The organism is Frisingicoccus sp., assembly GCA_016298055.1.
In the GTDB taxonomy this organism is placed as follows: Bacteria; Bacillota; Clostridia; order Lachnospirales; family Lachnospiraceae; genus Frisingicoccus.
Genome location: JAEDDO010000053.1, coordinates 1 through 12,992, shown reverse-complemented (window position 1 = coordinate 12,992; position 12,992 = coordinate 1). Strand labels below are relative to the sequence as shown.

Genomic DNA, 12,992 nt, shown 5'->3' with positions numbered 1-12,992 from the left:
TATGGCAGGCGTTTACATAGCGTCGGCGGTGTGGATCTTTTTTCGAAGATGGCGGTATATACAGATGCACAGGCGGGTGAGCATATTTACATGTCTTCTCGTAGTTATCGGGGTGACCTCCTATCAGATGGTGGTTCCGGATGCACTTGTGACCAGCGTGGGAACGATGATGATCATTTTAGGAACGTATATGAATCAGGAAGACCCTGCCATGAGAGAATTAAGCCGGTATCATGAAGAGATGGTTATGGGATTTGCCACTCTTATTGAAAACCGGGATGATAATACAGGCGGGCACGTTAAACGGACGACCCGGTATGCAGCACTTCTGGCGGAGGAAATTCAGCGAAGAGGATATTACAGAGATATACTTACAAAGGATTACATACACAATCTGCTCTTGGCGGCACCGATGCATGATGTGGGAAAAATTGCCATACCGGATGCCATTCTTCAGAAGCCGGGGAAACTGACCGATGAGGAATTTGACATAATGAAACAGCATACGGTCAGGGGCGGCTATGCCGTTGGATCAATGTTTTGATATTATCCGGGATGGCAGCGGCAGAGATTTTGAACCGATTCTGGCAGAAGCATTTTTAGACATGCGTGAAAAAGTGGTAAATATTTTTGTCGATAACAAAAGATAAAAGGTTTCAGGGGGAGGAACATGAAAGAGAAAAATATATTACAAAAAACGATAGAGAATCTGTCGGATGAAAAAGATCTTCGAAGAGTTGACAAAACATTAAAAATGATGGCCGAAAATTGTAAGACGGAGGAAGAACGTCGTCGGATCAATCAGGCACGCAAATCGCTTCGAAAGCATAAGATGAAACTTCGGCGGCGTCTGGTGGCGGCGATATGCCTTGCCTGCGTTCTGGTTGTCTTTTTAGTGATCAGCATGGGTGTTTATGCTGCAGGCAGATTTATTAAAAAGGATTCAAAAGAAAAAACGGTTCCGAACACAAAAAGTACGGTGGTAGAGAGTGAAACTGTGGCCCTTCTGGACGAACCGGTGGAAATTCTTCTGAGTTTTACAGGAGACTGCATTCTTGGAACAGATGAAAATTTTTATTATGATACCAGTTTTAATGCCTATTATGAAAACTATGGCAGTGCCTACTTTTTTCAGAATGTAAAAGATGTTTTTGAGAAAGATGATCTGACGATCATTAATATGGAAGGAACACTGACAGATCTGACAACGCGAAAGGACAAACAATTTGCCTTTAAGGGAGATCCGGAATATGTGAAGGTGCTGACAAATGGGTCCGTCGAGGCGGCGAATATGGCCAATAACCACAGCTATGATTACGGTGAAGAAAGTTTTAAAGATACAGTCAATATTCTGGAAAAAAATAAAATACGTACTTTTGGAGACGATGAGACGGTGATTATTCCGGTCAAAGGTGTGAATGTGGGAATTTTTGGAATATATGAGCTGGATGATCATGAAGAACGTATTCCCCAGGTGAAATCGGACATTGCCAAATTAAAAAAAGACGGGGCGGACATTATCGTTGCCGTCTTTCATTGGGGCAATGAACTGGAACGGGTACCGGATGATAATCAGGTGATGCTTGCCCATCTGGCCATTGATGAGGGAGCGGATGTGGTTGTCGGTCATCATCCGCATGTACTTCAGGGCATTGACACTTATAAAGGAAAAACCATCGCCTATAGTCTTGGAAATTTCTGTTTTGGAGGAAACTATCACCCGACAGAGATGGACACGATGATTTTTCAGCAGAAATTTATGATTGATACATCAAAGAAGATCACGGACAGTGAGATTAATGTTATTCCGTGTTCCGTATCCTCGGAGAGTGACTGCAACAATTATCAGCCGACGATTCTTGAAGGGGATGAAGCCAAGAGGGTGCGTGAACTTATCCAAGAGCGAAGTGACCAGATCGGGTAAATACGACTTGACTTCCGGAAAAGATTTGATATAATGAAAATGTTGCTGTGAGTGCAGCACCGACAGTTCGTTTGTACCATCCTGTCGTAAAATAAAACCAGGACTATAAGCTCATAGGATATGAACGGTAGCTCTGCGTTTTTTGCAGAGCTTTTTTACGTTTATTTTCCGGGAGTTCGTTGTCCGCTTTGTTTATAAGGAGGAAGATTATGAAAGATAACAAAGCTGTGTCAAAATTATTTTTAATCATTACTGTTGTTTATGTTACATGTTTATTATTGTCCAATCTGGTTGCAGGAAAGATGTGGGCCGTCACAAGTAACATCACCCTTCCCGCAGCCGTCATTCTTTTCCCGATCACCTATATTTTCGGGGATATTTTCACAGAAGTTTACGGATTTAAGAATGCGCGTATTATCATATGGCTTGGATTTGCATGCAGTTTCTTTGCCGTTGGGGTCTACATGATCACGATTGGTCTTCCCCATCCGGATTTCTGGACAAATCAGGAAGCCTACGCAACTGTGCTTGGCACAACACCGAGGGTGGCAGCAGCTTCTTTTATAGGATATCTTTTCGGTGAGTTTTCAAATTCCATGGTCCTTTCAAAACTGAAAGTGATGACAGGCGGAAAAAAACTTTGGGTGCGGACGATTCTTTCCACCCTTGTAGGTGAAGGTTTCGACTCTGTCATTTTTGTCACCGTTTCATTTTGGGGAACGATGGAAAATGCAACACTTCTTCAGATGATTTTCTTCCAGTACTTATTTAAAGTATGTTATGAGATCATCTTTACACCGGCAACTTATGCAATTGTAAACTGGATTAAGAGAAAGGAAGAAATGGATACGTTTGATTACAATGTGAAGTATCGAATTGTATAAAAGGTGAATTATGAGAGAAAAAGAACAATTGACGAAACTGGGAAGCCAGCATACAGAATATAAAACAGACTACGATCCTTCCGTGTTGGAAGCATTCAGCAACAAGCATCCGGATAATGATTACTTTGTAAAATTCAACTGTCCCGAATTCACAAGTCTCTGCCCGATTACCGGTCAGCCCGACTTTGCGACAGTCACCATCTCCTATGTGCCGGATCAGCGTCTTGTGGAGAGCAAATCATTAAAATTATATTTATTCTCATTCAGAGATCACGGTGATTTCCATGAGGACTGTGTGAATAAGATCATGAAAGATCTGATTAAATTACTGGATCCGAAATATATTGAAGTGTGGGGCAAATTTTTGCCTCGCGGCGGTATTTCCATTGATCCTTACTGCAATTACGGAAAACCGGGAACAAGATGGGAACAGGCGGCCTGGGAACGTATGATGAAACATGATATGTATCCGGAAATTGTAAGAAACAGATAAATACGAAAGAGCATTGAGATACTTGTCTCAGTGCTTTTTTAATGCTATAATATTTCCAGAATGCCCTTTTGGGCTTAAAAGATGAGTAAATGAGAGGTGTTTGTATGCTCAATGAAGATAAAATCCGCATTATGAGCCGGTGTGCCATGTATGAAAAGGCTGAAGGCAAAGAGGATCTGAAAATCAACCGGTATTTTCAGGGGGATTATGTACGTCTGAATGTGTTGAAGACATTAATTGGTGCGACGATCGGATTTGTTTTGTGTCTTGGACTCTACATTGTTCTTCAGTCAGAGTACTATATGGAGAATTTCGCCAGTCTGGATCTGATGGCTCTCGGAAAGACATTTCTTTTTGCATATGCAGTCGTTATGATCATTTTCGGTATCATAAGCGTGATGTTTTATGGTTGGAAGTATGCGGATGCACAAAAACGTATCCGGTGGTATTATAAGGATCTGAATGCCTTGAGTGAGTTCAATGAGATGGAGGACAAATAAGAATGACAAATTTGCTTGTATTAAAAGAAAAGATCATAGGTTTTTATAAGAATTTCGAGTATCCGGTGAAAGCTGTGGGGAAGCTGATCCTGGCATTTCTTGCTTTTCAGTATGTGAACAGTGAACTGGGGTATCTGGAATCTCTGGCGGGAATTGTGCCGACAGTGGTTTTGTCCGTCATCTGTGCTTTTGTTCCGGTTTCGGTTTTTGTACTTATTTTTGCTGCAGTTATCCTTCTGCATTTATTTAAACTATCGATGATACTGTCGGCGATCGCGCTGGTCGTATTTTTATTATTTTATTTTATTTATCTTAAATTTGCACCGTCACAGGGTATCCTGATTATATTATATCCGGTGTTGGCGAGATATAATCTGCACTATATGATTCCGATGATCGGTGCCATGGCATTCAATCCTTTTGCTGCAGTTCCGATCGCTTTTGGTGTGATTGCTGTTAAAGTACTGGAATATATTAAAGAAGCTGCAGGAAGAGGTGATCCGGGAACAGATGTCCAGGAGATCATGGCAAGTTATCAGTATATTTTTGATAAACTTTTCGCTGATAAAGAGATGATTGCCTATATTCTTATTTTCACACTTGTCATTCTTTTAGTATACGGTATTTCACGTCTGTCTATCGATTATTCATGGTATATTGCCATTGGTGTGGGTACACTGATCAATGTGATCGGTCTCTCTATGCAGGCGTCCAATATCCAGGGAATGTCCATCGCTATGGTGATCGCAGGTTCTGTGATCGGAGGTCTTATTGCGGCTCTGGCCCAGTTCATGGGATGCACGCTGGATTACGCACAGAAGGAATATCTCCAGTTTGAGGATGATGATTACTATTATTATGTGAAGGCCGTTCCAAAGATCCATGTGACAAAAGAAGAACGAAAGGTCAAGAGATTTGGTCAGAAGTCGAGTACTAAGAAGAATACGGGAAAAAACCGAAAAGATACAGTGAAGGAACCGGCAGCGGAGATAAAACGTCCGGAGGAACCGGGAAAAACAGTCGAGGAGACAAGACTTAAGGTTCCTGTGAAGAACACATTAATAGAACAGGATACGAAGGTTTCCGTAAGAAAACCAAAGATCGATCCTTTGAATGATTTTGATGAATTATCCTTTGACGGATTTGATTTTGATGATCTTGATCGAAAATAAGTTTACGTACAAATTAAAGACAGAGTAAAGGAGGTGCAGCATGGAAGCGATTGGAAGCTGGTTTGGCCGTATGATATCATTTATCCCGGCGATGCGGCTGACGAATGTGGTCGAAATTTTGATCATCAGTGTGCTGATTTATTACATTTTAATATGGATCCGCGATACAAGAGCCTGGACACTGCTTAAAGGTGTGCTTGTTATTTTTGCTTTTGTGCTGTTCGCTTATGTTTTTAATATGAGTACGATTTTGTGGCTGTTCCAGAATCTGATCAGTGTGATCATTATTTCACTTTTTGTACTGTTTCAGCCCGAACTGAGGCGTGCCCTTGAGCAGCTCGGACGTAAAAATATTCTGACATCCGTTTTCAGTATAGGAAGCGGAGGAAGTGACGATCTTCAGGAGGCAAAAACTCAGGAGAAGACAAAGTCAGAAATTATCCGCGCATGTATGGAGATGTCAAAAGCGCGGACGGGTGCGCTCATTGTCATTGAACAGGATGTACGTCTGAGCGAGTATGAGCGGACCGGGATTTTTCTGGATTCACTGGTGAGCAGCCAGCTGCTCATCAATATATTCGAACATAATACACCGCTTCATGACGGGGCTGTGTTTGTGAGAGATAATCGTATTGTGGCAGCGACCTGCTATCTGCCATTATCGGATAACATGCTATTGAGCAAGGAACTGGGAACAAGACATCGTGCCGGTGTGGGCATCAGTGAGGTGTCGGACAGTGTGACACTTATTGTGTCCGAGGAGACGGGGATGATCTCTATTGCCCATGACGGTATGCTTTTCAGAGGCCTGAATGCTGAGGAACTGCGTGAACAGCTCGGTAAACTGATGAAGAAGCAGGAAGTGACGAAACGGAGCCGATGGAGGAGAATCATTAAGAATGAAAGAGAAGCTGACAAATAATTTAGGCTTAAAGTTAATATCGTTATGTCTGGCTGTTATCTTCTGGCTTGTTGTTGTCACGATGGAAGATCCGGAACAGACAAAAACACTTGAGATTCCGGTAACCAGGATCAATGAAGAGATGATTCGTGAGAATGATAAGACATATGAAGTTATCGAGGGCAATACGGTGACAGTTACAGTGCGTGCCCGCCAGTCGATTCTTAAAGATCTGACAGCGAAGGATTTTGAGGCTGTGGCAGATCTGGCGAATCTTTCATTTACCGGTGCGGTTCCGATCGAGGTTACACCGATACGCTACACGACAAGTCAGGTGACGATCGTCAAGGGGGCCAACACGATGATGCGGGTGAGCATTGAAGATCTGGCCAGTGTGGATAAAGTTGTGTCTGCAAAGGCAGAGGGAACAGTTATTACGGGCAAGGCACTCGGAACGATCAATGTTGAGCCGAATATGATTCGAATTGAAGGCGCAAAGACAACGATTGACCGGATTTCAAGTGTGTATGCGGTGGTTAATGTTTCCGGTATATCCGAGGACTGTTCTTTTGTTGTTGAGCCGGTACTCTATGATTCGAATGGCAGCAGGATCGATTCCACGGACCTCACTTTCAGTGAGGAAGCCTTGAAAGTGAATGTTTCTCTTCTGGATACAAAAGTGGTGCCTATTCGATGGAATGTTGATGTGACAACAGGTGAGGGATATGGAATTGTATCTCAGGACTATTCACCGTCAGAAGTTGCCATTGCGGGTACTGGGGAAGTGCTGGATGAGATTGAAGAGATCGTTCTGGATGACTATATTGCTGAAAATCTTACAGAGAATGCGGAGACGGAAGTGGATCTGGAGCAGATTGTCAAGAATCTGGGAGCCTCACTTGTAAAGCCGGATTCGGATAAGAAAGTGAAACTTGCAATCAAAGTCGGTCAGTATGTGTCTTCAAACGGAGTGATCGATTTTGGTAATATTATACTGGATGGAAAATTCAGCGACTACACGTACACGGTGATCGGAGATTCATCTATTGGCTATGTGATCAATGGACTGGATGAAGATATTAAGTCTCTGGATCCTGTAGATTTAAAGTTCCATGCGAACGTTACAGGTCTTGAACCGGGTAATTATACATTGGATCTGACTCTGGAAACAAGTCAGAAAGTGACCCTTTCGCCGGAGACAACCGTAAAAATACGTATTGATAAAAAATAAATCCTATCTGCGGAAGAAAATCCTCTTCCGCCGATGAAAAAACTGTTGCCATAATGAGAAAAAAGTGGTAACATTTTAGATGTTCGGATAAAATGCAGGGAGAGAAGAGATATGGTAAGCGATAAAATTAAAATCATGAACCCTTCAGGGCTACACCTACGACCAGCCGGAATATTTTGCAAAGAAGCGATGAGATTTAGATCACAGATTACATTTGGTGCTAAAGGAAGTACAGCGAATGCAAAGAGTGTATTGAGTGTGCTGGGTGCCTGCGTCAAGTGTGGAGATATTATTGAGCTATGCTGCGACGGTGAGGATGAGGAGATGGCTTTGGAGGCTATGAGGAATGTCATTGAGACCGGACTGAGTGAGTAGTTTAAATTTATATATCTAAAGTGAATTTATGAGTATTGCTTCTGCAATACTCTTTTTATTATGTATAGGAAAGTGTGAAAAACTTTTCTATACAAATATTCTTATAATATCTACAGGGAGGAAAGACAAAATGTTGAATTATCAGAAATATAAGAGAGTGCCCGTATTAGATTATAAGGAACGTCAGTGGCCGGATAAGGAGATCCAGAAAGCACCGATCTGGTGCAGTGTTGACCTTCGTGACGGTAACCAGGCTCTGATCGATCCGATGGTGGTTGAAGAAAAACTTGAATTTTTTAATCTGCTGGTGAAACTTGGTTTTAAAGAGATTGAGATCGGTTTCCCGTCAGCATCCCAGCTGGAGTACGATTTTCTTCGTACATTAGTAGACCGTAAGCTTATTCCGGATGATGTGCGTGTACAGATTCTTTGTCAGTGCCGCCAGCATCTGATCGATAAATCTTTTGAAGCGATCAAGGGAATCAAGAATGTTGTCTTCCATATTTATAATTCCACATCCACGCTTCAGAGAGATGTTGTTTTCCATAAAGACAGAGAAGCCATCAAGCAGATCGCTATTGAAGGAACAAAGATGGTAAAAGAAGGTGCCAAGAATTTTGACGGTAACCTGTGGCTTGAGTATTCTCCGGAAAGCTTTACAGGCACAGAGATGGATTTCGCATTGGAAGTATGTGAAGCTGTCAAAGAAGTATGGCAGCCGACAGTGGAACGTCCGATCATCTTTAACCTTCCTGCAACTGTAGAGATGAATACACCGAATGTGTATGCCGATCAGATTGAGTGGATGAGCAGACATTTTACAGAGCGTGAGAAGATCATTCTCAGTATCCATCCGCACAACGACCGTGGCTGCGGTGTTGCGGCAACAGAGCTTGCACTGCTCGCAGGTGCTGACCGCGTTGAAGGTACACTTTTTGGCAATGGTGAGCGTACAGGAAATGTAGATATTTTGAACGTAGCTTATAACATGTTCTCTCAGGGAATCAACCCGGAACTGAACATTGAGAATGTCAACGAGATCATTGAAGTTGTTGAGCGCTGTACGAAGATGGGCATCCCTCCGAGACACCCATATGCAGGAAAGCTGGTATTTACAGCATTTTCCGGATCTCACCAGGATGCGATCAGCAAGGGTATGCAGGCGTTGCATGAACGTCACTCCAATATCTGGGAAGTTCCGTATCTTCCGATCGATCCTTCCGATGTGGGTCGTGAATATGAACCGTTAGTTCGTATCAACAGCCAGTCCGGTAAGGGCGGTGTTGCCTTTGTTCTTGAACAGTACTATGGATTTAAACTTCCGAAAGAAATGCACAAAGAACTGGCTGATAAGATTCAGGGTATGTCCGAAGTTCAGGGCGAGATCACTCCGGAACAGATCATGTCCACATTCAAAAATATGTATATCGATGCCAAGGAACCACTTCATTTCCGTAAGGCGAAGATTGAAGATATCAGCGATGATAACGGTGAATTTGATACAAAGGTACTTCTTACATATACAGATCACGGCGAAGAGAAAGTCATCGAAGGCTTTGGAAACGGTCCGATCGATGCGGTTAAACATGGTCTGTGTCAGCAGTCCGGTTTCCGTACAAAACTGACGATGTACCACGAACATGCCCTGACGATCGGTTCCGATTCTCAGGCAGCAAGTTATATTGAACTGGTCAATTCAGACACAGGCGTATCCGCTTACGGTGTCGGCATCAGTTCCAATATCAACCGTTCTTCCTTCCGTGCAATTTTCAGTGCACTGAATCGTCTCTTCTACCCTGAAGAGGTTAAATAAATAATGGATACGTTTAGGATTGAGACACCTCGTCTTATTCTCCGGGAGTTTGTCCCGGAGGATCTGGCGGGGCTTTATCGTTTGTATGAAGAGAGTGATACACGATATATTGAACCTCTGGCGAAAGATCCGGAGGAGGAGCTGGAAAAGCTGAAAAGTTATATTCATTATATATATGGCTTTTATGGATTTGGACTCTGGGCGGTCTGCCTGAAAGAAAGCGGGGAGCTGATCGGTCGCTGCGGTCTCCAGGTCGAGTTGATCGGTGACGAGGGCGAGTACGAGCTGGGATATATGATTTCAGGCAGGTATACGGGATGCGGATATGCCTCTGAGGCTGTTCGGGCTGTGCTTGAATATGCAGGAGAAGAGCTGGAAGCCCCGAGGGTCGTTGTGCGCATCCACAAAGAAAATAAGGCATCATTGGCCTTTGCGCAAAAGGAAGGATTTCGTCCGATGGATGTAAAATCAGAGGTCGAGGATGACTTTTATGTGTTTGTGTACGACTTATGAATAAAAAGTTAATAAAATGTTACGAAAAGGGTTCAAATTTAAGATGAGATGTGTTAATATAAATTAGACACATTAAAATCAGCGTGCAAAATGAGCACAGCGAAGTAACTTTGGAAGGAAGACAGTATGAACAAGAAACTTATTCTTTTTATGACTTCTTTATCATTGGCAGTGACACCGATGGGTGTATTTGCCAGTGAATATAATCAACCGACAGCAACCTTGGCGGCCGTAGAAGAACGGGCTTTACTTAAGGCAGCAACGGGAGAATACAGAAGCTGGAAACAGTACGACAGCCGATGGGCAGGCATGTATATGTCACCGGGTACGGATACATTGAATGAATCCGGATGTCTGGTCACATCCATTGCAATTTTGATGGTACATTCCGGTTCAGCCGACGAATACGGAGTGGATCCGGGAAAGTTATGTACATATTTAAGTAATAATGGCGGATTTACTTCAAACAGTGAATTATACTGGTCAAAAGTGAATGGTGCAGTTGAAGGCTTTGCACTGGCCAACTATAAGGTTTCACTTTCCGGAAGCCGTTATGATAAGGCGGCACAGATCAAGAGCTATCTGGATCAGGGCTATTACGCAGTTGTCTCTGTAGGCCACGGTGCTCACTGGGTAGCTGTCGACAGAGTAGACAGTGACGGCAACGTTTATATTTTCGACCCGGCATACTCCTATACTTCATTATTCGGAAACTATTCGGAGGAAGGCGTTACACGTATTGCTATTTTCTCATCCACCGGACAGGGACAGGGGAATATTGATACGGGCAACGGTGAAGTTGAGAACTTCTCCGCTAAGGGACGCGTTAACGTCGGAGCTTCTTATCTGAATGTGCGAAACGGCATGGGAACAGATAAGGGTTATCTTACACGGAGCGACGGTTCTCAGGTAACGCTTCAGAATGGAGAATATGTAACGATCACAGGAAAGGGCCGTGACGGTTCCGGTAATCTGTGGTACAGAATCTCCATTGAAGGTATGACCGGTTATGTGTCCGGTGCTTATATTGAGATTGTTGAAGAAGAAAACAGCGGTATCACACCGACAGACAAGCAGGGTGTTGTCAATGCTGCCAGCGTCAATATCCGCAGCGGAGCCGGAACAAACTTCTCTGTTATCGCAGTGGCTTCCCAGAATGAAGAAGTGAGAGTCGTCGGTGAGACAAAGGACAGTAACGGTGCTTTGTGGTATAAAGTTAAATATAAAGAAGTCGAAGGCTTTATGAAAGCAGACTATGTAACCATCGGTGATTCGGGCAATAACGGCAACAACGGCAGTGAGACAACCTATCCGGAGAAATCTGCGAAAGTCAATGCAAGTTCTGTTAATGTCCGCAGCGGCGCGGGAACAGAGAACAGCGTTGTCGCAACATTGTCACTCAACACACCGGTTAAAGTTACAGGTGAAGCAAAAGACGGTAATGGTGCTACATGGTATAAAGTGAAGTTTGACGGCGGTGAAGGTTACATGCATTCGGACTATGTGACCATCGATGAATCCGGAGACAGCGGTAATACAGGCGGCGGAACAACAACGGAACCTAAGAAGGGTACAGTTAACGGCGATTATGTCAATGTCCGCAGCGGAGCCGGAACAGAGCACAGCCGTGTGACAAGCCTGTCCAAGGGAACAGCGGTTACCATCATCGGCGAAGAGAAAGACAGCAGCGGAGCTACATGGTATAAGATCCAGTATGCAGGCGGCGAAGGTTATATGCATTCGGATTATGTGACTGTCGGCGATTCAGGCAGCCAGGGCGGCAATCCAAGCGAAGAGCCATCCTATCAGGAAAAATCCGCAAAAGTTAATGCAAGTTCGGTTAACGTTCGCAGCGGAGCCGGAACAAATAACAGGGTTGTCGCAACACTTTCACTGAACTCTGTGATTACAGTCATCGGTGAAGAAAAAGACAGCAATGGTGCAACATGGTATAAGATCCGCTATAACGGCGGCGAAGGCTATATGCTTTCGGATTATGTGACGATTGACGGTTCCTCAGAGAGCGGTAATCCGGGCGAAGAGCCATCCTACCAGGAAAAATCCGCAAAAGTCAATGCAAGTTCGGTTAACGTCCGCAGCGGAGCCGGAACAAACAACAGCGTTGTCGCAACACTTTCACTGAACTCTGTCGTTACAGTCATCGGCGAAGAAAAAGACAGCAATGGAGCAACATGGTATAAAGTAAAATATAACGGCGGTGAAGGTTATATACATTCCGATTATGTGACCATTGACGGTTCCGGAGACAGCGGCAGTACAGGCGGCAGCACCGGCGGCACAACAACGGAAACCAAGAAAGGTACCGTTAACGACGATTATGTCAATGTCCGCAGCGGGGCCGGAACAGAGCACAACCGTGTGACAAGCCTGTCAAAGGGAACAGCGGTTACCATCATCGGTGAAGAAAAAGACAGCAGCGGAGCAACATGGTATAAGATCCAGTATGCGGGCGGTGAAGGCTATATGCACTCCGATTACATAACCGTTGAACAGAGCGGCAGCGGCAGCACCGGAGGTCAGGACTATCCGATGGAAGGCATCGAAGGCAAAGAAGGCATTATCAATGCGGCACTGGTCAATGTCCGCAGCGGAGCCGGATCCAACTGTGAAGTCATCACAACCTTAAAATCCGGAGTGTCCGTTCTTATCGAAGACGCAGAAAAAGACGGGGAAGGCATCGTCTGGTATCAGGTTGCTTTCGCAGGAACAAGCGGATACATTATGGCACAATATATTGATATACAGTAAACAACGGGGACAGGTTCCTTGACTCAGATAAATGAGCCAAGGAACCTGTCCCCATTGCCCCTGGTTATACTCCCGGTACCGTGTATATGAAAAAAAACGCGGAGGGGGTTGCAATTTTAAACAAAGTTATGTAATATAGATACAAATGCATTTATGCATTCGAGATAAGTTAAATTTTAAATTAAAGTGGTGGTTCTATTATTATGAAGTATTCCGGTTTTACAGACATTCATTGTCATGTGGTACCGTTTGTGGACGATGGCGCAGATGCAATGGAAACATCGCAGGCAATGATTGGGATGGCTTATAAATCCGGAACACGCAGAATCATTGCAACACCACATTACGGTACAGCACGGGCGAAGGCATCCACAGGAAGGATTGTACGCCGTTTTAAGATGCTGGAAGATTGGGTGG

14 protein-coding genes are annotated in these 12,992 nt (G+C 44.0%); all 14 read left to right on the top strand.

Translation table 11 applies throughout. From position 1 onward, the window contains the following. A partial coding sequence (locus QZZ35_RS05955; RefSeq protein WP_291236571.1) for an HD-GYP domain-containing protein occupies positions 1–544 on the top strand: 544 nt, incomplete at its 5' end. Next, positions 528–650, top strand: coding sequence for a hypothetical protein (locus QZZ35_RS05950; RefSeq protein ID WP_291236570.1), 123 nt, complete (start codon positions 528–530; stop codon positions 648–650). The genes QZZ35_RS05955 and QZZ35_RS05950, both read left to right, overlap by 17 nt. A 20-nt stretch (positions 651–670) precedes the next feature. Beyond that, positions 671–1,924 carry a CapA family protein gene (locus tag QZZ35_RS05945; protein ID WP_291236569.1) on the top strand — a complete coding sequence of 418 codons (1,254 nt, stop codon included), beginning with the start codon at positions 671–673 and terminating at the stop codon, positions 1,922–1,924. 209 nt (positions 1,925–2,133) lie between these two features. After that, complete coding sequence (locus QZZ35_RS05940; protein WP_291236568.1) at positions 2,134–2,808, top strand: queuosine precursor transporter; 675 nt, start codon at positions 2,134–2,136, stop codon at positions 2,806–2,808. Between the two features lie 10 nt (positions 2,809–2,818). Then, positions 2,819–3,301, top strand: coding sequence for a preQ(1) synthase (gene queF / locus QZZ35_RS05935; RefSeq protein WP_291236567.1), 483 nt, complete (start codon positions 2,819–2,821; stop codon positions 3,299–3,301). Positions 3,302–3,405: 104 nt separating this feature from the next. After that, complete coding sequence (locus tag QZZ35_RS05930) at positions 3,406–3,801, top strand: hypothetical protein (protein WP_291236566.1); 396 nt, start codon at positions 3,406–3,408, stop codon at positions 3,799–3,801. Positions 3,802–3,803: 2 nt separating this feature from the next. Next, positions 3,804–4,973 (top strand): hypothetical protein, encoded by a 1,170-nt coding sequence (locus QZZ35_RS05925; RefSeq protein WP_291236565.1) that lies wholly within the window; start codon positions 3,804–3,806, stop codon positions 4,971–4,973. Positions 4,974–5,013: 40 nt separating this feature from the next. After that, positions 5,014–5,895: a diadenylate cyclase CdaA gene (gene cdaA / locus QZZ35_RS05920; RefSeq protein WP_291236564.1), complete on the top strand. Its 882-nt coding sequence runs from the start codon at positions 5,014–5,016 to the stop codon at positions 5,893–5,895. Next, the gene (locus QZZ35_RS05915; protein ID WP_291236563.1) at positions 5,873–7,105 is read left to right on the top strand and encodes a CdaR family protein; all 1,233 of its coding nucleotides are present in this window, start codon (positions 5,873–5,875) and stop codon (positions 7,103–7,105) included. The genes cdaA and QZZ35_RS05915 overlap by 23 nt, the downstream gene beginning before the upstream one ends. A gap of 111 nt (positions 7,106–7,216) precedes the next feature. After that, positions 7,217–7,480, top strand: a complete 264-nt coding sequence (locus QZZ35_RS05910; RefSeq protein ID WP_291236562.1) for an HPr family phosphocarrier protein — start codon at positions 7,217–7,219, stop codon at positions 7,478–7,480. A gap of 130 nt (positions 7,481–7,610) precedes the next feature. Further along, positions 7,611–9,293 (top strand): 2-isopropylmalate synthase, encoded by a 1,683-nt coding sequence (gene leuA / locus QZZ35_RS05905; RefSeq protein ID WP_291236561.1) that lies wholly within the window; start codon positions 7,611–7,613, stop codon positions 9,291–9,293. Between the two features lie 3 nt (positions 9,294–9,296). Continuing rightward, entirely contained in the window at positions 9,297–9,806 is a 510-nt protein-coding gene (locus QZZ35_RS05900) for a GNAT family N-acetyltransferase (protein WP_291236560.1), read from the top strand. A 126-nt stretch (positions 9,807–9,932) separates the two neighbouring features. After that, on the top strand, positions 9,933–12,575 hold the full coding sequence (locus tag QZZ35_RS05895) for an SH3 domain-containing protein (protein WP_291236559.1): 2,643 nt from the start codon (positions 9,933–9,935) through the stop codon (positions 12,573–12,575). 203 nt (positions 12,576–12,778) lie between these two features. Further along, on the top strand, positions 12,779–12,992 hold a 214-nt coding region (locus QZZ35_RS05890; protein WP_330635542.1), incomplete at its 3' end, for a CpsB/CapC family capsule biosynthesis tyrosine phosphatase.

What these genes read in the sequence shown, in the direction of transcription:
- leuA (WP_291236561.1), top strand. Translation starts at nt 7,611, where the DNA reads ATGTTGAATTATCAGAAATATAAGAGAGTGCCCGTATTAGATTATAAG.
- QZZ35_RS05945 (WP_291236569.1), top strand. Translation starts at nt 671, where the DNA reads ATGAAAGAGAAAAATATATTACAAAAAACGATAGAGAATCTGTCGGAT.
- QZZ35_RS05895 (WP_291236559.1), top strand. Translation starts at nt 9,933, where the DNA reads ATGAACAAGAAACTTATTCTTTTTATGACTTCTTTATCATTGGCAGTG.
- QZZ35_RS05930 (WP_291236566.1), top strand. Translation starts at nt 3,406, where the DNA reads ATGCTCAATGAAGATAAAATCCGCATTATGAGCCGGTGTGCCATGTAT.
- QZZ35_RS05910 (WP_291236562.1), top strand. Translation starts at nt 7,217, where the DNA reads ATGGTAAGCGATAAAATTAAAATCATGAACCCTTCAGGGCTACACCTA.
- QZZ35_RS05940 (WP_291236568.1), top strand. Translation starts at nt 2,134, where the DNA reads ATGAAAGATAACAAAGCTGTGTCAAAATTATTTTTAATCATTACTGTT.
- QZZ35_RS05925 (WP_291236565.1), top strand. Translation starts at nt 3,804, where the DNA reads ATGACAAATTTGCTTGTATTAAAAGAAAAGATCATAGGTTTTTATAAG.
- QZZ35_RS05915 (WP_291236563.1), top strand. Translation starts at nt 5,873, where the DNA reads ATGAAAGAGAAGCTGACAAATAATTTAGGCTTAAAGTTAATATCGTTA.
- QZZ35_RS05900 (WP_291236560.1), top strand. Translation starts at nt 9,297, where the DNA reads ATGGATACGTTTAGGATTGAGACACCTCGTCTTATTCTCCGGGAGTTT.
- queF (WP_291236567.1), top strand. Translation starts at nt 2,819, where the DNA reads ATGAGAGAAAAAGAACAATTGACGAAACTGGGAAGCCAGCATACAGAA.
- cdaA (WP_291236564.1), top strand. Translation starts at nt 5,014, where the DNA reads ATGGAAGCGATTGGAAGCTGGTTTGGCCGTATGATATCATTTATCCCG.